The sequence below is a fragment of the Leisingera sp. SA215 genome, from assembly GCF_055902035.1.
Window position 1 is genome coordinate 78,220 of record NZ_JBVVXU010000012.1, and the last position, 21,607, is coordinate 99,826.

General features: G+C 64.1%; 17 protein-coding genes. 10 read left to right on the forward strand and 7 right to left on the reverse strand.

Annotated elements, in window-relative coordinates; translation table 11 throughout:
• Window positions 1-145: 145 nt before the first annotated feature.
• Both AC0KW6_RS14175 and AC0KW6_RS14180 read left to right on the forward strand, forming a co-directional pair.
• Window positions 146-1,399 carry an aminotransferase class V-fold PLP-dependent enzyme gene (locus tag AC0KW6_RS14175; RefSeq protein ID WP_323775415.1) on the forward strand — a complete coding sequence of 418 codons (1,254 nt, stop codon included), beginning with the start codon at window positions 146-148 and terminating at the stop codon, window positions 1,397-1,399.
• 263 nt (window positions 1,400-1,662) lie between these two features.
• Window positions 1,663-4,080, forward strand: coding sequence for a GcvT family protein (locus tag AC0KW6_RS14180; RefSeq protein WP_323775416.1), 2,418 nt, complete (start codon window positions 1,663-1,665; stop codon window positions 4,078-4,080).
• Between the two features lie 120 nt (window positions 4,081-4,200).
• Here AC0KW6_RS14180 and AC0KW6_RS14185 read toward each other — a convergent pair whose 3' ends face one another.
• The 3 genes from AC0KW6_RS14185 to AC0KW6_RS14195 form a co-directional block, all read right to left on the reverse strand.
• Window positions 4,201-4,587 carry a type II toxin-antitoxin system death-on-curing family toxin gene (locus AC0KW6_RS14185; RefSeq protein WP_323775417.1) on the reverse strand — a complete coding sequence of 129 codons (387 nt, stop codon included), beginning with the start codon at window positions 4,585-4,587 and terminating at the stop codon, window positions 4,201-4,203.
• Window positions 4,584-4,808 (reverse strand): AbrB/MazE/SpoVT family DNA-binding domain-containing protein, encoded by a 225-nt coding sequence (locus AC0KW6_RS14190; RefSeq protein ID WP_323775418.1) that lies wholly within the window; start codon window positions 4,806-4,808, stop codon window positions 4,584-4,586. Before AC0KW6_RS14190 ends, AC0KW6_RS14185 begins: the two co-directional genes overlap by 4 nt.
• 86 nt (window positions 4,809-4,894) lie before the next feature.
• The gene (locus tag AC0KW6_RS14195; protein ID WP_474035223.1) at window positions 4,895-5,776 is read right to left on the reverse strand and encodes a LysR substrate-binding domain-containing protein; all 882 of its coding nucleotides are present in this window, start codon (window positions 5,774-5,776) and stop codon (window positions 4,895-4,897) included.
• Window positions 5,777-5,985: 209 nt separating this feature from the next.
• Between AC0KW6_RS14195 and AC0KW6_RS14200 the strand changes: the two genes are divergently transcribed.
• On the forward strand, window positions 5,986-7,356 hold the full coding sequence (locus AC0KW6_RS14200) for an MmgE/PrpD family protein (protein WP_474035224.1): 1,371 nt from the start codon (window positions 5,986-5,988) through the stop codon (window positions 7,354-7,356).
• 50 nt (window positions 7,357-7,406) lie between these two features.
• On the forward strand, window positions 7,407-7,736 hold the full coding sequence (locus AC0KW6_RS14205; protein WP_474035267.1) for a trimethylamine methyltransferase family protein: 330 nt from the start codon (window positions 7,407-7,409) through the stop codon (window positions 7,734-7,736).
• Here the strand turns inward: AC0KW6_RS14205 and AC0KW6_RS14210 are convergent.
• The gene (locus tag AC0KW6_RS14210; protein WP_474035225.1) at window positions 7,658-8,545 is read right to left on the reverse strand and encodes a LysR family transcriptional regulator; all 888 of its coding nucleotides are present in this window, start codon (window positions 8,543-8,545) and stop codon (window positions 7,658-7,660) included. The genes AC0KW6_RS14205 and AC0KW6_RS14210 overlap by 79 nt on opposite strands.
• 144 nt (window positions 8,546-8,689) lie before the next feature.
• On the opposite strand from AC0KW6_RS14210, the gene AC0KW6_RS14215 reads away from it, so the two are divergent.
• The 6 genes from AC0KW6_RS14215 (at window position 8,690) to AC0KW6_RS14240 (ending at window position 17,117) form a co-directional block, all read left to right on the forward strand.
• Window positions 8,690-9,310, forward strand: coding sequence for a glutathione S-transferase family protein (locus tag AC0KW6_RS14215; protein ID WP_474035226.1), 621 nt, complete (start codon window positions 8,690-8,692; stop codon window positions 9,308-9,310).
• Between the two features lie 63 nt (window positions 9,311-9,373).
• Complete coding sequence (locus tag AC0KW6_RS14220) at window positions 9,374-11,425, forward strand: FAD-binding oxidoreductase (protein ID WP_474035227.1); 2,052 nt, start codon at window positions 9,374-9,376, stop codon at window positions 11,423-11,425.
• Between the two features lie 629 nt (window positions 11,426-12,054).
• Window positions 12,055-13,563 carry an FMN-binding glutamate synthase family protein gene (locus AC0KW6_RS14225; protein ID WP_323775424.1) on the forward strand — a complete coding sequence of 503 codons (1,509 nt, stop codon included), beginning with the start codon at window positions 12,055-12,057 and terminating at the stop codon, window positions 13,561-13,563.
• A 38-nt stretch (window positions 13,564-13,601) separates the two neighbouring features.
• Entirely contained in the window at window positions 13,602-15,275 is a 1,674-nt protein-coding gene (locus AC0KW6_RS14230) for an acetolactate synthase large subunit (RefSeq protein ID WP_323775425.1), read from the forward strand.
• A complete protein-coding gene (locus tag AC0KW6_RS14235; protein WP_474035228.1) occupies window positions 15,272-16,657 on the forward strand; it encodes an aldehyde dehydrogenase family protein in 1,386 nt (461 codons plus the stop codon). Before AC0KW6_RS14230 ends, AC0KW6_RS14235 begins: the two co-directional genes overlap by 4 nt.
• Before the next feature lie 115 nt (window positions 16,658-16,772).
• The gene (locus tag AC0KW6_RS14240; RefSeq protein ID WP_474035229.1) at window positions 16,773-17,117 is read left to right on the forward strand and encodes a RidA family protein; all 345 of its coding nucleotides are present in this window, start codon (window positions 16,773-16,775) and stop codon (window positions 17,115-17,117) included.
• A gap of 79 nt (window positions 17,118-17,196) precedes the next feature.
• Here the strand turns inward: AC0KW6_RS14240 and AC0KW6_RS14245 are convergent, their stop codons facing one another.
• From AC0KW6_RS14245 to bcoG, 3 genes are all read right to left on the reverse strand, one after another.
• Window positions 17,197-18,888 carry a BCCT family transporter gene (locus AC0KW6_RS14245; RefSeq protein ID WP_474035230.1) on the reverse strand — a complete coding sequence of 564 codons (1,692 nt, stop codon included), beginning with the start codon at window positions 18,886-18,888 and terminating at the stop codon, window positions 17,197-17,199.
• 287 nt (window positions 18,889-19,175) lie between these two features.
• Window positions 19,176-20,597 (reverse strand): carnitine 3-dehydrogenase, encoded by a 1,422-nt coding sequence (locus AC0KW6_RS14250; protein WP_474035231.1) that lies wholly within the window; start codon window positions 20,595-20,597, stop codon window positions 19,176-19,178.
• 87 nt (window positions 20,598-20,684) lie between these two features.
• Window positions 20,685-21,602 carry a 3-dehydrocarnitine:acetyl-CoA trimethylamine transferase BcoG gene (bcoG, locus tag AC0KW6_RS14255; protein WP_474035232.1) on the reverse strand — a complete coding sequence of 306 codons (918 nt, stop codon included), beginning with the start codon at window positions 21,600-21,602 and terminating at the stop codon, window positions 20,685-20,687.
• Window positions 21,603-21,607: the final 5 nt, after the last annotated feature.

Consider the following 21,607-nt stretch of genomic DNA (forward strand, 5'->3'; position numbering starts at 1 on the left):
TCCGGCGAAAGACTGAACCGCCCGGCGGCGCCGGCGGGCAGCCACAGACGTTTCCGCCTCTCATCCTCGGAATTTTTTGCATGCTCCCGCCTCGCAACCGCTCTACTGTGCCGGCAAATAGACCTCTTGCCCGGTTGGACTTGCCATGACTCAGATCACCGACGCCCTGTTGGACAAAATCCGCACCCGCTTTGCCCAAGTTGACACCTGCTCCCAACAGGGCAGCCGCATCTTTTTTGAAAACGCCGGCGGCGCGCTGACGCTGAACGCGGTGGTGGAAACCTCCGCCCGCTATGCCGCAATCCCTGACAACCAGGGCCGCAACAACCCCGGCAGCCACGAGCTGGTGCGGGTGATCACCAAGGCCAAGGACGATATGCGCGTTTTCATGAACGCCCCCGGCGGCCAGTTCTTTGCCGGTGAAAGCGGCACCGAGCTGTTGTTCCGCCTGATCATGAACGCCTGTCTCGGCTCGCCTGAGGGCGGCACCGTTCTGGGCTCTACGCTGGAGCATCCGGCGACTCGCTCCGCCTGTGCCCGCTGGGCCGGCGTGGCGCGGCAGAACCATGTGCTGATCCCGCATGACAACGCCACCGGCACCGTCACTGCAGAGGCCTACGCCCGGGCGGTCACACCGGATACGGTTGTCGCGACCATTGTCCATACCTCCCCCGTGACGGGAATGGGCGTCGACCTTGCCGCCTGCGCCGCCGCCATCCGCGAAGTGGCGCCGGGCTGTCTGATCATCGTCGACGGCATCCAGCACGCCGCCCATGGCCGCATTGACCTGACCGCCTACGGCGCCGACGGCTATGTGATCTCGCCCTACAAGATGTTCTCGCGCCACGGCTATGGGCTGGCCTGGATCTCGGACCGGCTGACCGGGCTGCCGCACAATTCGCTGATCGACGGGCCGGAGGACAATTGGGAAATGGGCACCCGCGACACCGGCAGCTATGCAACTCTCTCCGATGTGGCCGATTACCTGGAATGGCTCGGCGGCGAGGTCAGCGGTGCCACGGACCGGCGCAAAAAATTCGTGGCTGCGGGGGAGGCAATCCATGCCCATGAAAAGGCACTGACCGATGCAATGATCCATGGCACCGGCAACCTGCCCGGCCTGGCGGAGATCGAGGGCGTCACCATTCTGGGCGGCGCAGATAACCCGGCGCGCGAAGGGCTGGTATCGCTTGCTGTTGATACTGTGCCGTCGGAGGAAGTGGTGAAGCGCCTGAACGAGCAGGGCATCCGCACCCACCTGCGCAAGGCGGATCACTACTCGGGCAATATCCTGACACCGCTCGGCATGGAGGCTTGCGTGCGCGTCTCCATGTGCCACTACAACAGCATCGGCGAAGTGGCAAAGTTCCTCGCCGTGATGAAAGAGATTGCAGGTTAGTGTCTTCCAAATTTGCTGAGGGCAGCGCGCGACCCTGGGAAAGTGCAAAGCGCATTCCCGGGGAGGGCCAGGCGCAGCCGGGCTTCTCTTTCAGCAGGAAGTGCCCCGCACTCTGATGACCCATCGAATCCGGGGCCATTGGGTTTGAATTCTTCACGGGTCATCCCATCCCCTCGCAGCTAGGGTCGCGACGACAGAATTGGCGGCTCTCCCCAGCCTGCGGGGCGGGCCGTGCCAGAGGCGCAGGTAAGGGAAACACAGGCATGAAAACCCATGCACAGGCAGTTGTCATCGGCGGGGGCCTGGTCGGCTGCTCGATCCTCTACCACCTGGCCAAACTCGGCTGGAAAGACGTGGTGCTGCTGGAGCGCGACGAGCTGACCGCCGGCTCCACCTGGCACGCGGCGGCCAACATCCACGGGCTGCACGACAACAACAACGTGACCCGCGTCCAGCACTACACGATGAACCTGTATAAGGAGCTGGAGAAGGAAACCGGCCAGGGCTGCGGCGTGTTCCAGCCGGGTTCGCTGTATCTTGCCAAAACCGAACAGCGCGAGCATCAGCTGCGCCTGCAGGAGGCCAAGGCGAAATACTACGGGCTGAACTTCCACGAGGTCAGCCGCGAGCAGGCCAAGGAGCTGCACCCGCTGGCGCAGTTCGACGACATCCGCTGCATCATGTTTGAACCCGATGGCGGCAATGTGGACCCCTCCGGCGTCACCATGGCCTATGCGGCCGGCGCGCGCGCCATGGGGGCGCAGATCGAACGGTTCTGCCCGGTGATCGGCACCGAGCAGCAGCCCGATGGCACTTGGATCGTGAAGACCGAAAAGGGCGACATCCATACACAATGGGTGGTGAACGCCGGCGGTCTCTGGGGCCGCGAAGTGGCGGCCATGGCGGGACTCACCCTGCCCTTGCAGCCCACCGAGCACCAGTATTTTGTGACCGAGAGCATTGACGAAGTGGCAAACATGGGCCGCCGCCTGCCCTCGATCGCCGACCGTGACGGCGAATACTATTTCCGCCAAGAGGGCAACGGCTTCCTGATCGGCGCCTATGAAAAGGACATGCGATTCTGGGCAGAAAACGGCACCCCGCTGGACTTTGCACATGAGCTGTTCCCCGACGATCTGGACCGGATCATGGAGAACGTGATCCGCGCCACCGAGCGGGTGCCTTGCGCCGAGACCGCAGGCGTCAAACGGGTTATCAACGGCCCGATGATCTGGTCGCCGGATTCGAACGCCATCTGGGGCCCGGTGCCCGAGCTTAAGAACTACTTCTGCTGCACTGGCATCATCCCCGGCTTCTCGCAGTCCGGCGGCCTCGGCCTGCTGGCAGCCCAGTGGATGATCGAGGGCGAGCCGCAGTACGACATGTTCGCCTGGGATCTGGCGCGCTTTGGCGACTGGGCCGACAAGGCCTTCACCAAGGCCCGGGTCGAGGACCAATACGCGCACCGTTTCGCCATCCACTTCCCGAACGAGGAACGCAGCGCCGGCCGCCCGGCCCGGGTGCGCCCTGTATACGAGCTGCAAAAGGAACTGGGCTGCGTATTCGGCCTGAACTGCGGCTGGGAACATCCCCTGTGGTTCTCCGGCACCCCCGGCACCCAGGACACCAACAGCTTCACCCGCCAGAACTGGTGGGAGCCGGTGGGCCGCGAGGTCAACATGCTGCGGGAAAATGTCGGCGTTATCGACATCTCCAACTTCGCCAACTACGTGATCAAGGGGCCGGGCGCCTTTGACTGGCTGGACAAGCTGGTCGCCAACAAGGTGCCCACTGAGGTCGGCCGCTCCTGCCTGACCCCGCTGATCTCGGTGCGCGGCGGCGTGGCTGGCGACTTCACCATCACCAAAGTGGCCGATGACGAGTACATGATGGTCGGCTCCGGCATGGCGGAACGCTACCACCAGCGGTTCTTCAACATGGTGGAGCTGCCGGAAGGCACCACGTTTGAGGTCGCCACCAACCGCATTGCGGGATTCAACGTGGCCGGTCCAAAATCGCGCGGCATGCTGCAGCGGATGACTAATGCGGATCTATCGAACGAGGGTTTCCGCTTCATGCGCTCGCGCACCATCGACGTGGCAGGCGTGGAATGCCTGGCGGTCCGGGTGTCGTTCACCGGCGATCTGGGCTGGGAACTGCATTGCGCCGAGAAGGATCAGGTCAAGCTCTACGCCGCCCTCTTGGAGGCGGCGAAGGAGTTCGATGGCGGCCCTGTGGGCGGCCGTGCGCTCGCCAGCTTGCGGATCGAAAAGGGCTATGGCTCCTGGGGCCGCGAATACAGCCAGGAATACTGGCCGCAAGAGGTTGGCCTGGCCGGGCTCATCAAGCTGGACAAGGACTTCCTTAACAAGGATGCGTATCTCAAGGTCAAGGACAACGCCCCGCGCGAAGTGCTGTCGGCGTTTGAGATCGACGCGGTCAACGATGCCGATGCCTCGGGCGGCGAGCCTATATTCACACCGGACGGCCAGCCGGTGGGCCGGGTCACCTCGGGCGCCTATGGCTATTCGGTCGGCAAATCGCTGGCGCTGGGATATGCCAACCCGGCGGTTGGCAAGCCCGGCGATGAGGTCGAAGTCTACATCCTCGGCAAGCCGCACAAGGCGCGAATCCTGGAAGCGGCCGCCTTCGACCCCTCGGGTGCGCGTCTGCGGGCTTAAGGCATTCCGGCAATAAACCGGGTCACCATTTCTTGGTGGCCCGAATTGAAACGCGAAGGGCAGCGCCCGCAGACGGGAGGGACCAGCCTGCATTGTGTCGCAGCACACACGGCGGAAAAATTAAATGGGCGCCATCCCGGCCGTCAGCCAAGCTGCAAATGCCACTTCATCCACATCGCCGGTGGCGAGGTTTTCCATCATCCGTACGCCCTCAACCGGGTCTGGACGGAACTGGTAGCCGTTCAACCTCAGGAAGGTGACAGCCGTCACAAAGGCCGTGCGCTTGTTGCCATCGACAAAGGCATGCGCCTTGGCAATGCCAAACGCATAAGCCGCGGCGACTTCCGCCACCTCTGCATCGGAATAGGCCGCAAGGTTCATCGCCCGCGCACAGCCCATCTCCAAGAGCGCCTTGTCGCGCATGCCTGCCGCGCCGCCGTGGCGGGCAATCTGCCGGTCATGAATGATGATAACCGCTGTCAGCGGCACCCAAATGTACTTGCTCACGCAAGCGCCTGCAGCAGATCGCGATTCTCATCCATCACGATCTCAGCCGCGGCCAGCGCCTCGGCCACCGAGGGGTCATGCGCCACCACCCTGAGGCTGCCGTCATCGCCGCGCACCACAAACAGCGTGTCGCCTTCCTTGGCGTCCAGCATGGTGAGCATCTCTGTCGTCAGGGTGATGACAGCAGAGTTCCCGACTTTTCTGATCTTGGTTTCAATCATGGATGCGCCTTCCGTATATATGCATGTATATACGCGCGGACGAATGGGAAATCAATGCGGCCCGCCGTTTCCGCCTGTCCTTACAACTACATCTCCGCCGCCGCCTGCAGCAGCCAGGTCTTGAAATACTTGACCGAGGGCGTCGCCGCCTTGTCCTTGAAGGTGGCGAAATAGGTCCAGGGGCAGTCGAGATCAAAGTCGAACGGCTCCACCAGCCGCCCGGCCTCCACATGCGAACGCACCAGCGATTTCGGCAGCACCACACAGCCAAGCGCATTGACCGCGAATTCCAGCCCCATGTTGGACGAATTGGTCTGCAAGCCGCCCTTCAGCTCGATCCCGGACAGCCCGAAATGCTTGGCGGTCTTTTCCCAATAGACCGGGCGGCCCAGGATGTGGATCAGCTTGGCCTCCGCCAGCTGTTCCGGTCTGCTCAGCGGCTTGCCGGCTGCCCGGAACTCCGGCGAGCAGACAAGCGCCAGCTTTTCATCCCACAGCTTGACCGCCGGCCCCATCACATCGTCGACATGGTTGATTGTGATCGAAATGTCCGAAACGTTGGTCTCAACATCGACCCAGATGGTGCTGTGAATGGTCAGATCGATATCCGGGTGTGCCTTGGTGAAATCCTCGATCACGTCGATCAGCCATTTCTCCGCCAGGCTGACCGGGCAGGAAATCACCACTTCCCGCTTGTGGCTTTGCGAGATCAATAGCTGGGTGGCACTGTCGATCTCCTGCAGCGCGTGCCGCACCGAGGGCAGATAGGCCTCGCCCACATCCGTCAGCGACAGCGACCGCGGGTGGCGCACAAACAGCGGCCGGCCGATGAATTCCTCCAGGCTGCGCACATGGTTCGATACCGCCGACTGGGTGCAGTTCAGCTCATCCGCCGCCGAGGTGAAGCTGAGGTAGCGCGCCGCGGCCTCGAACGAGCGCAGGAATGTCAGATGAGGCAGGTTTTTCATGGGACAGTCCGCTGGCGGTTTCGGGGCCATGATCCCATGCTTTGGAATGGGCTGCAATTCCCAGAAGTTAGCGCCACAGAGAGGCCGGAAAACGACGCCTGACGCAGTATTCACGAAATATTCCGCGGCTTTGACCCCCTTTAATTTGTGTGTCACCTGCCGCCATCGAGCCTAGCCTGTTGCGGAAACCGCCCTGGGAGAGAACCGCCATGGCCGCCACATTCGACCGCGCCGCCGATTTCATCTTCGGCCTTACCCCCGGCGGCCTGCCGGAAACCACCCGCCAGGCCGCGGCGCTGATGTTTCTCGACACCCTGGGGATCACCATCGGCGCCACCCCGATGATGGCTGGCCGTATCGCCCGCGAAACCGCGGCGGCGCTCTATGGCTGCGGTGAGGAAGGCTTCGCTGCGCGGATGCTGTTCGACGGCCGCAAGGTAAGCGTGGCAGGTGCCGCCTATGCCGCCGCCACCGCGACCGACAATCTGGACGGCCATGACGGCTATTATCCGACCAAGGGCCATATCGGCGTGGTGGTGATCCCGGCAATTGCCGCACTGGCGGAAACCGTGCCGGATTTTTCGGGGCCGGAAGCGCTGACCATTACCACGCTGGGCTATGAGCTGGCGGGCCGCGCCGCCCTGTCGCTGCACGCCACCGTTAGTGATTACCACACCTCCGGCGCCTGGAACGCGCTGGGGGTGGCGGCGATGGCGGCCCGGATGCGCGGCCTCAGCCGGGCGCAATTGCGCGAGGCGCTGGGGATTGCCGAATTCCACGGCCCTCGCAGCCAGATGATGCGCGAGATTGCCAACCCCTCGATGCTGCATGACGGCTCCGGCTGGGGTGCGATGGTTGGGATGTCGTCGGCGGTCTTGGCAGAGAAAGGTTTCACCGGGGCCCCGGCGATCACCCTTGAGGAAGACCGGGTGGCGGAACACTGGGACGACCTCGGTAGTTTCTGGCAGATGGAGCATCAGTATGTGAAACCCTACCCGATCTGCCGCTGGGCCCATGCGCCGATCGACGCGCTTCGGCAGGTGATGCTGCAACACGATCTGAGCCACGAAAAACTTGCCAGGATCCGCATCAACACCTTCCACGAAAGCGCCTGCCTCTACCCCGGCATGCCTTCGACCACCAGCCAGGCGCAGTATTCACTTGGCTTTGCGGTGGCGGTGCAGGCCGCCTATGGCCGCATCGGGGTCGAACATATCTCGGGCGAGGGTCTGGCCGACCCGCTGGTGGCCTCGATCCACAAGCGGATCTCAGTTGCCGAGGCGGCGCGCCATTCGGTGCGCTTTCCCGCCTGCCGGGTGGCTGATGTGGTGGTGACGCTGACCGACGGCCGGGTGATCGACTCCGGCGATGTGCATGCGCGCGGCGGCCCCGAGGCGCCATTCTCTAAGGAAGACGTGGTTCGCAAATTCATGGAGTTCGCGGCGCCTTCGCTGGGGGAAACGCGTGCCGGCGAAATCCGTGATGCAGTGCTGGGGTTCACCAGCGGAGACAGCAAATTCTCCGATCTCGGCCGTCTGATCTACGACGCGCCTGAACATTTAGCCAGCAAGCCAACCTGAAAGGCGAACGATATGGCACGCGACAGACCCGGCGGCGGACGCCGGACCAGATCAAGGAGGATCCCGGCGTCATCACCATCAACCCGGTGAACTCGCCGCGGCTGTTTGACGATGCGGTGGGCGACGGGCTGATTGCGATTGAGGAATACGGCCAGCCGGTGAAGGTGACGCCTTCCACCCTGATGGGGGCGATGGCACCGGTGACCCTGCCTGTGGTGCCGGCCCCTCGTGCTCCCCGGAGTATTTTCACCCAGAACGAAGCCCCCTCCCAAACGGGCGCGGGCGGTGCAGAGCGGACCAATCAGCGCGGTCCGAAATACTCTGCCAGATGGTCGATCAAAGCGCGGATCCGCGCTGTGAGATGGCGGCTGGACGGATAAACCGCGTAGAGCGTGATCGGATCGGTTTCCTGTGTTTCGAATAGCACTTGCAACCTGCCATCCTGCAGAAACGGCAGCGCGGTGTAATGCGGGCAGCGGGCAATCCCGAGGCCGCTGGCAGCCATATGGGCCACAGCACGCGGTGAATTGGCACGAAAAGTGCCGCCGACAATGACTGTCCGCTGCCGGTCCTTGCGGCCGAAGGTCCAGGCATCCGGCTGCGGCGAGGTCATCTGCAGCAGGCAGTTGCGGGCAGCCAGCGCCTCGGGTTCGCCAGGGGTTCCCTGCGCCGCCAGATAGGCCGGCGACGCCACCACCACCAGCCGCATGGCACAGAGCTTGCGCGCGATCAGCGTCGAATCCTTGAGAGCTCCGAAACGGACCGCCAGATCCACGCCCTCCTCCAGGATAGGCAGGTGGCGGTCGGACAGCAGCAGTTCAACCGCCACCTGAGGATGCATCTGCTGGAACGGCTGCAAGGCTTCGACCAGCTCCCGGCTGCCGAAGCCGGTAGGCGCAGTGATCCGGACCGGGCCGCCCAGCTCCTGCTGGCGCAGCTGCACCACGTCCTCCAGCTCGTCGAACTGATCCAGCAGCGGCAGGCAGCGCTCCAGATAGGCGCGGCCCGTGTCGGTCAGCGTTACCTTGCGGGTGGTGCGGTTCAACAGCTGCGCACCCAGCTGTTCCTCCAGCCGGGCCACATATTTGCTGGCCAGTTTGGTGCTGATACCCAGCTGCAAGGCACCGCTGGTAAAGGAGCTTTGCGCCGCAACGGCCGCAAAGGTGCGCATGCAGGCCAATTTGTCCATCGCGTCTCTCCCGGCGCCTTTATTTATGAACACTGCATACACAATCAATCGCCGAAAAGGAATATTATCGCCCTTGGGCGCCGCCGCTATCTTGCCCGTGTTATCAATAACCCACGGCACATGCCGCACAGAAGGATCCCAGTCATGCCGCATTCCATCCGCATTCACAGCTTCCCCCTCTCCGGTCACTCCCATCGGGTAGAGCTGTTCGCCAGCCTTGCCGGCATCGCCCATGAGGTGATCAACGTCGACCTTGCAGGCGGTGAACACAAACAGCCCGCGTTTCTGGTGTTGAATCCCGCAGGCCAGGTTCCGGTGATCGAGGATGGCGAAACCGTCTTGTCCGATTCCAACGCCATTCTGGTCTATCTCGCCCGCAAATACGCGCCGTCCTGGCTGCCATCCGATCCGGTTCTGGAAGCGGAAGTGCAGAAGTTCCTGACCCTGGCGGCGGGCGACATTGCCTTTGGCCCGGCAGCCGCGCGGCTGATCACCGTCTTCAACGCGCCGCTGGACGCGGAGTTCTGCGCCACCGTCGCCGCGCGTGTGCTGGGCAGGATCGATGCCCATATGGAGGGCCGCGGCTTCCTGGCCGGCGACACCCCCACAATCGCCGATGTGGCGGTCTACTCCTATCTGGCCCACGCGCCCGAGGGCGGAATCCCGTTGGAGCCCTACCCGAATGTGCGTGCCCTTCTGGCCCGCATCGAAGGCCTGGAGGGCTTCAAGCCGATGCCCGCCACCAAGGCTGGCCTGGCGGCCTGACCCCTTGCGCGGCGGCTGCTCTGACGGCCGTCGCCTCTCTCCTTCAGACAACAGGAGGTTTCCGTGACTCCCTTTGATGCAGACAGCCCCTCGCCCTTTCATGAAGGCGAGCAGGAAATGCAGCGCCGCGCGGGCAAGCGTGATGCAATGGAAGCCTTCGCCCGCCGGCTGATCCGCCCCTTCATGCCGGATCAGCACCGCGCGTTCTTTGCGCAGCTGCCGTTTCTGGCGGTAGGCGCGGTGGACCATCAGGGCTGGCCCTGGGCAACCCTGCTGAGCGGCCCGCCCGGATTTGCTGCCACCCCGGATGCGCGGCATATGCATGTATCACTGAGCGGCAGCACCGAGGATCCCGTCCATGTTGCCATCCGCAAGGGCGCGCCATTGGGGATTTTGGGGATCGAACTGCACAGCCGCCGCCGCAACCGGGTCAACGGGCGCATCATTGCCGCCGCGCGGCACGGGTTTACCCTGCGTGTCGATCAGTCTTTTGGCAACTGCCCGCAATACATCCGGCTGCGGGATTTGAAACCTGCAGAACCACGGGTAGCTGCCAAGCCGCAGCGCTTTGTCAGCTTAGACAGCGCCCGCACCGCACTGATTTCCGATGCCGACATGTTCTTTGTCGCAAGCCATGTGCCTGCGGCGGCGCACCCCGAACGCGAAGGCGTCGATGTCTCGCACCGGGGCGGGCGGCCCGGTTTTGTCCGCGTCGACGGCAACACCCTTGCCATCCCCGATTTCCCCGGCAACAACCATTTCAACACCTTGGGAAATTTCCTGCTGAACCCGCGCGCGGGCCTGGCGTTTGCGGATTTCGAAACAGGCAGCCTGCTGCTGCTGACCGGTACGGTTGAGCTGCTGGGCGAAAACCACCCTGATGTCACCACCTTTCAGGGCGCTGAGCGCGGCTGGCGGTTTACCCTGCACCAAGGCATCTGGCTGGAGGGCGTTCTGCCCTTCCACGCCGAACGCGGTGATTTTTCACCCAACACATTGATGACGGATACTTGGTCTGAGTCAGAGGCCCGCGAAACCCTGGAAGCACAACGCAGCGCGTGGCGCCGCTTTCAGGTTGCGCGGGCCGAACAGGAAAGCACCGCGATCCGCTCCTTTTATCTGCAGCCGGAGGACGGCGGCCCGCTGCTGCCATTTGAGGCCGGCCAGTTCCTGACCCTCCGCGCCGCGCCGCCCGGCACAGAAAGGCCGCTGGTGCGGACTTACACGGTCTCCTCAGCCCCTGGGGAAGGCCACTACCGCATCTCGGTCAAACGCGAGGAGAACGGCACCCTGTCCCGGCTGCTGCATGACACCCTGCAGCCCGGCATGATGATTGAGGTCAAGGCCCCGCGCGGCGCTTTCTTTCTGGACCCGTCGCAAATGCGTCCAGCGGTGCTGATCGCCGGCGGCGTGGGGATCACGCCCATGATTGCCATGGCGCGCCACAGCTTGCGCGAAGGGCTGCGCACCCGCCATCAGCGCCCGCTTATTCTTTTGCACGCTGCGCGCAGCGTCCGGGACCGCGCCTTTGCCAGTGAACTGCGCAGGCTTGAGCAGGCCGCCGGCGGCATGATCCGGTATGTTTCGCTGATCAGCAAACCTGCCGCGGATGAGGTGGCAGGCAGGGATTTCGATCTGACAGGCCGCATCGATACCGGAATCCTGCAGCGGCTGCTGCCGCAGCAAAGGGCTGATGTCTACCTCTGCGGACCTGGCGGGTTCATGCAGGCCGTCTATGACAGCCTTCTCAGCCTTGGTGTCCGCGACGCTGACATCCACGCCGAGGCCTTCGGGCCATCCGCATTGGCGCGCGCCGCAGATGCCGCGCGCCTGAAGGATACAGTGCCAGAAGCCGCAACCGCCATTGTCCGCTTCACCAGATCCGGATTTGAACAGCCGTGGACCCCCGCAGACGGAACCCTGCTTGAGCTGGCAGAAACCCATGGGCTGACACCGGAATTCAGCTGCCGCGCCGGTAATTGCGGCAGCTGCAGCACCCGGCTTGGCGCAGGCAAAGTGTCCTACCGCCGCGCGCCATCGGCTGCGCCTGCGCGAGGGGAAACACTGATCTGCTGCGCCGTCCCTGCGTCAGACACAATCGAACTGGATTTGTGACCCGGACTCGCTCCGTGAAGCCGCACCATCGTGCCATTGCCACCGGCGGCGGCGTTGCCGGCGCCTCTGCCCTCGATCACCCGGCACTTCGGAATGACCGGCCCGAACGAGCAGCTGCCCGGTGCACCTTATGCCACCGGTTTGAAACGCGGACGGCGGATGGGCTCAGCGCAAAATTATCCCGAATACTGAAAGCTCACCCACCACGGTGACGTTTTGCACATGATCTCCCAGCGGGTAGCGCCGCAGGCTGTGCCGTCGCACCTGCGCCACAATTCCAACACCGAGGCGCAAATCACCCGGACCGGGAGTTCGCCGAAGGGGCACTGGAGCGCTGACAGCGCAGCCCTTGCTGCAGCGGAACGGGCGCGGGGCCGGTCCCTCGCACCCGCAGGCTGGACAAGGTTCCACCCGGTGCCGCAGTATCCGGGTATTGGCCCGCGGTGCGGAACCATTGCGCACGGCCGCAGGTTCTCCTTGGGGACAGCAACTTGCCCGCCCCTGCGGCTCCAAAGGAAGTGACCACACCGTGAATGCAATGCCCGGTACAAAGGCGCATTCTCTATAGGCGAAAACCAGGCCCGCGGAACCAGCCGCGCCGCCAAGCCCCCAAAGGAGCGACGGAAAACATGTCCCAGATATCCAGCACCGTCCTGGCGCTGCTTGAATTCCTGTCATATGCGTTCATCTTTGTCTTCGGCGCCGGCGTTTTATGGCTGGTAGTGATCTACATCCGCGACAAAACCCAGACCGACAGCACCCTGCGCCGCAATTACCCGGTGGTGGCCCGCTTCCGCTATTTCTTTGAACATATGGGCGAATTCTTCCGGCAGTATTTCTTTGCCCTGGACCGCGAGGAAATGCCGTTCAACCGGGCGGAACGCTCCTGGGTTTACCGGGCCGCCAAGAATGTGGACTCCACCATTGCCTTCGGCTCCACCCGGGATCTGCGCCCGGCCGGAACAGTCTATTTCGCCAATTGCCCCTTCCCGGCGCTGGCGCAGGACGCAACGCCCGCCGCCTCCGTCACCATCGGCCCTTACGCGCGCCACCCCTACACCACGGATTCGATCTTCAATATCTCCGGCATGAGCTTTGGCGCCATCTCCGTGCCCGCGGTCCGCGCGCTGTCGCATGGCGCCAGAAAGGCCGGCATCTGGCTCAACACCGGCGAGGGCGGGCTGTCGCCCTATCATCTGGAGGGCGGCGCTGACATCGTGTTCCAGATCGGCACCGGCAAGTTCGGCGTGCGCAAGCCCGAAGGCGGCTTTGACGAGGACAAGCTGCGCGCGGTCGCTGCGCATGACTCTGTCCGCATGTTCGAGCTGAAGCTCAGCCAGGGCGCCAAGCCCGGCAAGGGCGGCATTCTGCCCGGCGCCAAGGTGACACCGGAAATTGCCGCCATCCGCGGCTTGATCCCCGGCGAGGACGCCATCAGCCCCAACCGCCACCCGGAGGTCAGTACGGTAAGCGACCTTCTGGACATGATCGCCTATATCCGCGAGGTGACCGGCAAGCCGGCGGGCTTCAAGGCGGTGCTGGGCGCCTATGGCTTTATCGAGGGCCTGTGCCAGGAGATCCTCTCCCGCGGCGTCGAAAGCGCGCCGGATTTCATCACCATCGACAGCGCCGACGGCGGCACCGGCGCCGCCCCGATGAGCCTGATTGACAACATGGGCATGCCGCTGCGCGAAAGCCTGCCGCTGACCGTCGATATCCTGACCCGCTATGGGCTGCGCGAGCGGATCAAGGTCTGCGCCAGCGGCAAGCTGATCAACCCGTCCGAAGTTGCATGGGCCTTTTGCGCCGGCGCCGATTTTGTCAACTCCGCCCGCGGCTTCATGTTTGCGCTCGGCTGCATCCAGGCCCTGCAGTGCAACAGGAACACCTGTCCCACCGGCATCACCACCCATGACCCCAAGCTGCAATTCGGACTCGACCCCGCCAGCAAATCCGAACGCGTCGCCTATTACGCCAAGAACATGAAAAAGGAGGCCGAAATCATCGCCCACAGCTGCGGCGTCGCGGAACCGCGGCTGCTGCAGCGTTACCACGCGCGCATCGTGCTGGATAACGGCCGTTCCGTCTCGATGGATGAACTGTTTCCGGTGCCGGCACAGCAGCACGCCGCGCAATAAGCCGCCCTCCCCTGCACTCTCAATCAACAGGAGCCCCCATGCCCGAGACCCGCTCTGTGCCCCATTCCCCCGCCAAAGCTTCTGACCTGCTGGTCGACGCGCTGGAGGCCGAAGGCGTCGAATACGTCTTTGCCGTCCCGGGCGAGGAAAACCTCGACCTGCTGGAATCCCTGCGCACCTCGAAGATTGAGCTGGTGCTGACCCGCCATGAACAGGGCGCCGCCTTCATGGCCGCCACCTATGGCCGCCTGACCGGCAAGGCGGGCGTCTGCATGGCGACACTGGGCCCCGGCGCCACCAATTTCGCCACCCCCGCCGCCTATGCCCATCTGGGCGGCATGCCGCTGATCATGATCACCGGCCAGAAGCCGATCAAGAAATCGAAACAGGGCCGGTTCCAGATCATCGACGTGGTGGGTCTGTTCGAGCCGATCTGCAAGATGTCCAAACAGATCGTGCACGGCAATACCATCCCGGCGCTGATCCGCGAGGCATTCCGCACCGCCGAGGAGGAACGCCCCGGCGCCGTCCTGTTGGAACTGCCGGAGGACATCGCGGCAGAGGAAACCGATGCCTCCGTCATCCCGCCCCACCCGCGCCATTACGCGGTGGCGGGGGACGAGGTGCTGACCGAGGCCGCGGAAATGATCCGGGGCGCTAAGATGCCGCTGCTGCTGCTTGGGGCCGGCGCCAACCGCCGCAAGGCGCGCTCTGCCCTGTGTGATTTTACCGGCCTGATCCAGATCCCCTTCTTCAACACCCAGATGGGCAAGGGCGTGGTCGATGAACGCTCGGACCTGTTTCTGGGCACCGCCGCGCTGTCGGACGGCGATTATTTGCACTGCGCCATCGAACGCGCCGACCTGATCATAAACGTGGGCCACGACGTGGTTGAAAAACCGCCCTTCTTCATGGAGGACGGCGGCACCAAGGTGATTCATGTGAACTACAAGGCAGCGCAGGTCGACCAGGTCTATTTCCCGCAGCTGGAGGTGGTCGGCGACCTGGCGCAATCGATCACCCGGCTGGGCAATATCCTGGGCGGCCCGCTGGACTTTGACCGCAGCTATTTCCAGCGCATCAAGCAGGAAACCGAGAAACACCTCTCCGACCGCGCCGGCGATGCGCGTTTTCCGGTGATCCCGCAGCGGCTGGTGGCGGACACCCGCAAAGTGATGGGCGACTGCGATATCATCGCGCTGGACAATGGTATCTACAAAATCTGGTACGCCCGCAATTACAAGGCTTACCACTCCAACACCGTTCTGCTGGACAATGCGCTGGCGACGATGGGCGCGGGCCTGCCATCGGCGATGATGGCGGCCAAGCTGAACCCGGACCGCCGGGTGATGGCGATCTGCGGCGACGGCGGCTTTATGATGAACAGCCAAGAGCTGGAAACTGCCGTCCGCCTCGGCCTCAACCTGGTGGTGACGGTGCTCAACGACAGCTCTTACGGCATGATCCGCTGGAAGCAGTCGCACGCAGGCTTTGCCGACTGGGGGCTGGAATTCGGCAACCCGGATTTTGTCCAGTACGCCAACAGTTACGGCGCCACCGGCCACCGGATCGAGCGCACAGAAGACTTGGTGCCTACGTTTGAGAACGCCTTTGACGCGGGCGGCGTGCATCTGATTGACGTGCCGGTGGACTACAGCGAAAACCAGCGCGTGCTGATTGATGAACTGGCTGAAAAAGTGTGCCTGATATGACCGGAACCGTAAAAGTCGTGAACCCCTTCAGCCTGGAGCGCATCGGCACGGTCGAGACCTCAGACTGGGACCGGATCGACGCGATGCTCACCACCGCGCATGGGCTGTTCCGCCAGCGGGATAGCTGGCTGCCGGCCTATCAGCGGATAGACATCCTTAAGAAAACCGCCCGGCTGATGGAAGCGCGGTTCGACGAGCTGGCGCTGCTGATCGCCAGCGAGGGCGGCAAGCCGCTGGTGGATGCCAAGGTAGAGGTCAAACGCGCCATCGACGGGGTGGAGCTGTGCGTGCATGAGATCGGCCAGATGACGGGCAAGGAAATCCCGATGGGCTTGACCGAGGCCGGATCGGGCCGGATTGCCTTTACCCAGCGCGAGCCGATCGGCGTGGTCGTCGCCGCCAGTGCCTTCAACCACCCTCTGAACCTGATCGTGCATCAGGTGGCGCCCGCGGTGGCCACCGGCTGCCCGGTGATCGTCAAACCGGCGCAGGACACGCCGCTGTCCTGCCAGGCCTTTGTCGCGATGCTGCACGAGGCCGGGCTGCCGCCGGACTGGTGCCGCGAGGTGGTCTGCTCCAACGCAGTGGCGGAAATGATGATCACCGATGCGCGGGTCGGCTTCTTCTCTTTCATCGGCTCCGCCCGCGTCGGCTGGATGCTGCGCTCCAAACTCGCCCCCGGCACCCGCTGCGCACTGGAACACGGCGGCGCCGCGCCGGTGATCGTGGCCGGGGACGCGGATATCGACGCGATGATCCCGGCGCTGGCCAAAGGCGGCTTCTACCACTCCGGCCAGGTCTGCGTCTCGGTGCAGCGGGTGTTTGCTCCCGCCGCCAAGGCCGAAGAGATCGCGCAGAAGCTGGCCGAAGCCGCCAAGGCGCTGAAGGTTGGCGACGCCACCGACCCCAGCACAGATTGCGGCCCGCTGATCCGCCCTGCCGAGGTCGACCGGGTGGAGGAATGGGTGCAGGAGGCGCTCGACGGCGGTGCCAAGCTGCTGACGGGCGGCAAGCGCCTGGGTGAGACCACCTATGCCCCCACCGTGCTGCTGGACCCGCCCGCGGACGCCCGCGTCTCAAGGCAGGAAATCTTCGGCCCGGTGATCTGCGTCTACAGCGCGGACAGCATCCCAAAGGCAATTGAGACCGCCAACAGCCTGCCCTTTGCCTTCCAGGCCGCGGTTTTCACCCAAAGCCTGGACACCGCGATGCAGGCGGTGCGGCAGCTTGATGCCACCGCGGTTATGGTCAACGACCACACCGCCTTCCGCGTCGACTGGATGCCCTTCGCAGGCCGCCGCCAGTCCGGCTACAACACCGGCGGCATCGGCTACACCATGCATGACATGACCCAGAACAAGATGGCGGTAATCAAGCTCTGACCGCGCCGGGCGCGGCCTGCGCCCGGCAATTATCCAGCCCGCCCGCTTTCGCCCTTTCCGCCTGCGGGTTCCGCCGCTATGCCGGCAGCATCCCAAGACAGGAAAGGCATCGACCATGACCATCACCCGTTCCGGCACCACCGCCCGCTCCAGCAAGATCGTCAAGCACAACGGCGTTGTCTACCTCAGCGGCCAGGTCTCCGAGGCCGATACCGCCGCCGAACAGACCCGCGAAATCCTCGCCAAGGTCGACGCCCTGCTGGCCGAGGCCGGCAGCGACAAGACCCGGCTGCTGCAAACCGTGATCTGGCTGTCGGACATGAGCTATTTCGCCGAGCTGAACGAGGTCTGGAACGCCTGGGTGCCCGAAGGCCACGCCCCGGCCCGCGCCTGCGGCGAAGCCAAGCTGGCCCGCGAGATCCTGAAAGTCGAAATTATCGTCACCGCCGCCTGCGACTGATCCGGTTGCCGTCCGGCTAATGCACTGCGCCGGGCCTCCTTGAGGCCCGGCGCTTTTGGTTTCATCCCTGTAATCCGGATCAGGCAGGCAGATCCCCGGTGATCCCGGTGTCCTCCGGTCCGCTGGCACGCACCTGGATCGGCTCCGCCGAGGGATCATCCCGCAGCGATTTATACAGCCCCCAGACCATCGCGATGATCAGGAATGAAATCGGGAAGGCGGTCGCGATCAGGGCCGTCTGCAGCGCGTTCAAACCACCCGACATCAGCAGCACGATGGCGGTTGCGCCGATCCCCGCGCCCCAGATGATGCGGAACTTGTTCGGCGGGTTTTCATCGCCCATCGATAGCATGGTGGTGATCACCAGGGTGCCGGAATCCGCCGAGGTCACAAACCAGCTGACCAGCAGCAGGGTTGCGAGCAGCGACAGCGGCCAGGCGGTCCAGCTCAGATCGCCCATCCAGGAGGTCGCCCCGAGATTGCCGATGGTGCCATACAGCGCCGCCGGCAGTTCCCAGTTGCGCACGGTGGCAATCACCCCTGCGCCGCCGTCGGACGCCGGGCCGGCGCCCATGTGCATCTCCTGCCAGATCGCAGTGCCGCCAAAGATGCACAGCCAGAAGAACACCGCGGCGGTCGGCACGCACAGCACCCCGACCATGAACTCGCGGATGGTGCGGCCATAGGAGATGCGGGCGATGAAAATGCCCACCAGCGGCGCCCAGGCGATCCACCAGCCCCAATAGAAGATGGTCCAGCCGCCCTGCCAGGCGATGTCCGCCTCTTCGGTGGCGGTCCAGAAGCCCATCGGGATGAAGTTCCACAGGTAGTCCCCGACAGAGGTGATGTAGAAACCCATCAGCCACTTGCCCGGGCCGATCACCACAAAGGCGGCCAGCAGCGCGACAGACAGCCAGATGTTCCATTCCGAGATCAGCCGGATGCCGCGGGCAACGCCGGACACGGTCGATGCGGTGGCGATGACGGACACGATGACGATCAGCACGATTTTCAGGGTCAGCGTCACCTCCAGGCCGAACAGCACGTTCAGCCCGGTGGCAATCTGGGTGGACCCCAGCCCCAGCGAGGTGGCAATGCCGAACACCGATCCGAACACCGCCAGCAGATCGACCGCATGCCCCCATGGGCCATAGATCCGCTCGCCCAGGATCGGATACAGGGTTGAGCGCATGGTCAGCGGCAGCTTCTTGCGGAACCCGAAATAGGCCAGGCAAAGCCCGACCAGCACATAAAGCGCCCAGCCGTGGAAACCCCAGTGGAAAAAGGTCACCCGCATCGCGTCCTGCGCCCGCTGCATGTTCATGTCCAGATGGCCCGCCATGTCGGCATGGGGGTTGTTCGGATAGCCAAAGGCGCCGGAATTGTCGAAATAGAAGATCGGCTCCGCCACCCCGAAGAACAGGATGCCGACGCCGATGCCGGCCGAGAACAGCATCGCGAACCAGCTGAAGTTGCCGAATTCCGGGCGCGAGTCGTCGTCGCCCAGCCGCAGCTTGCCAAACCGCGAAAACATCAGGCCAAAGCAGAAGAACATGCCGGCAATCAGCACTGCGATGTAGTACCAGCTGAACCAGCTTTCGATCCAGCCGCGGACGGATTTGTACAGGCCGTTTGCCAGCTCGACATTCAGCGCCGTGAAGATCACAAATGCGGCGATCATCCCGATCGCCGCCAGCCCCATCCCCGGATGAAGACCGGTAAAAAAGCCGGACTTCGCCACCAGGTGGCTGTTGGAATTGCTCTCAGACATTTGGTCCTCCCTTTGACCCTATAAGATTTGCCCCCCGGCGCTGGCCGCCTCGGGGGGCTGCCCGGCCCGCCGGGCAGAAATGTGTTCATCGTGTCCTGCCGTGCGCCGCAAGGGGCCGCCCGCCGTGCGGACCTTTCCCGCGGCAGGAGGCTTTGGCTGCGGGCCGGAGCGGGGAGGGTGTCCGGCCCGCAAAGCGGGGATTCCGGCTGCCTGGCAGGCGCGAAACACTGTTCCGCCATGCTGTGCGGCTGAACAGCCTGAAGGCTACCGGTCCCCATCTCAGCCCCTCAGCCGCGCTGGCCGACGTGGCGCCCGGCGCCTTCGGGCAGCGGCAGCCCCGCGTGCGCGGCGGCAAAACTTGCCAACTTGTCCGCCACCGCATCGGACGGCAGCGAAGTACCGCGCGCGTTCAGGTCCATATGCAGCAGCAGCGTTTCCACGGTCGCCGCCAGCTGCCCCTCGGGGCCGGACAGGCGGTGGAACAGATGCATCTTCTTGCCCTCGCCCGTCAGCACCTGGGTGGTGACGGTCAGCGCATCGCCCTCATGCAGCTCATCCAGGAAGCGCACGTGGTTCTCGACAGTGAAATAGCTGCCGCCCGCAGCGATATAGTCCGCATCGCAGCCGATCAGCTCCATAAACCGGTCGGTCGCCTGGGCCGAGGCCTCGGTATAATGCGCCTCGTTCATGTGCCCGTTGTAGTCGGTCCAGCTCTGCGGCACCGGACGGCTGACGGTCACCGGCAGATCCGCCGCCTCCGGCGTGGGCAGCGCTGCCTCATGGGAGTTGACCACACCGCCAGCGCCGCTGCCGGATTTCTTCAGCGCCCGCATCATGCCGACCAGGTTGTCGTCCCGCAGCCGCTCCAGCTCGCGGATCGGCATATGGCCCGACTGCGCATCCGACTGGCCGGCGATCAGGTCGACCAGCTCGTCGGTGAACTCCGGCACGTCCATCAGCTTGGTCCAGGGCCATTCCAGCGCCGGGCCGAACTGCGCCATGAAATGCTTCATGCCCGCTTCGCCGCCGGCAATCCGGTAGGTCTCGAACAGGCCCATCTGCGCCCAGCGGAGGCCAAAGCCCATGCGGATCGACTCATCCAGCTCTTCGGTGGTGCAGATGCCGTCCTTGATCAGCCACAGCCCTTCGCGCCAGACCGCTTCCAGCAGCCGGTCGGCGATATGGGCGTCGATCTCCTTGCGTACGGTCAGCGGGTACATGCCCACTTCGCGCAACAGGTCCGAAGCTTGCGCGCAGGTGTCCGCATCGCCCACCAGCTCGACCAGCGGCAGCAGGTAGACCGGGTTGAACGGATGCGCCACCACGGCGCGGGCGCCCTCGGCATTCAGCTCCGACGGCTTGAAGCCGGAGGTGGACGAGCCGATCACCGCAGCTGCCGGCGCATGCTCCACGATCTGCGCATGGATCTTGTGTTTGAGGTCCAGCCGCTCCGGCACGCTTTCCTGGATCCAGGATGCCTCCGCCACGGCCTCAGCCATGTCCGCGTGGAACGTCAGTTCCCCTTCCGCAGGCAGCGCCTTGTCATAAAGCGAGGGCAAGGAGCGGCGGGCGTTGGCCAGCACCTCATTGATCTTGCGCTCCGCTTCCGGGTCCGGGTCGAACACCCGCACGTTCCAGCCGTTCAGGAGGAACCGCGCGGCCCAGCCGCCGCCGATAACCCCACCGCCGATGATTGCTGCTGTTTTCATGATCTGTCCTCTGATCGCCCTCCCTGCCTCCAGCCGGTGCACAGGGGGTGTACAGGGGGTGCACGCATGGCACCCCCGGATTTCGGCCTATTTCGCCACCGGCGCGCGCTTGGTCAGGCCCAGCTTCTCGCGGACCGCGTCGGGGCCGATGATCTTGGCGCCCATGCCCTCGATCACGCCCGCCGCGCGTTCCACCAGCTGCGCATTGGTGGCCAGCACGCCCTTCTCCAGGAACAGGTTGTCCTCCAGGCCGACCCGCACATTGCCGCCTGCCAGCACCGATTGCGCCGCATAGGGCATCTGGTCCCGGCCAAGCGAGAACGCCGACCAGGTCCAATCCGCCGGCACATTGTTGACCATCGCCATAAAGGTGTTGAGGTCGTTCGGCGCCCCCCACGGCACCCCCATGCACAGCTGCACCAACGCGTTCTGCTCCAGAATTCCCTCTTTTACCAACTGCTTGGCAAACCACAGATGGCCGGTGTCAAAGGCCTCGATCTCCGGCTTCACGCCCAGACCGGTCATCATTTGCCCCATCGCCCGCAGCATCCCCGGCGTGTTGGTCATCACGTAATCAGCCTCGGCAAAGTTCATGGTGCCGCAGTCCAGGGTGCAGATTTCAGGCAGGCATTCGGCAATATGGGCCATCCGCTCGGTGGCGCCGATCATGTCGGTGGCTGTCTCATTGACCGGGAACGGGCTCTCGACTCCGCCAAAGACAATATCGCCGCCCATGCCGGCAGTGAGATTCAGCACCACATCCACTTCAGAGTCGCGGATTCGGTCGGTAAGCTCCCGGTAAAGCTCAAGTTTCCGGGACGGCGCGCCGGTCTCAGGGTCGCGCACATGGCAATGAACAACGGCGGCGCCAGCCTTGGCCGCCTCAATCGCGGACTCGGCGATTTGCTTGGGGCTGCGCGGCACATGGGGGGATTTGTCCTGAGTGCCGCCCGAGCCGGTCACGGCACAGGTGATAAAGACGTCTCGGTTCATGGTCAGGGGCATGGTTT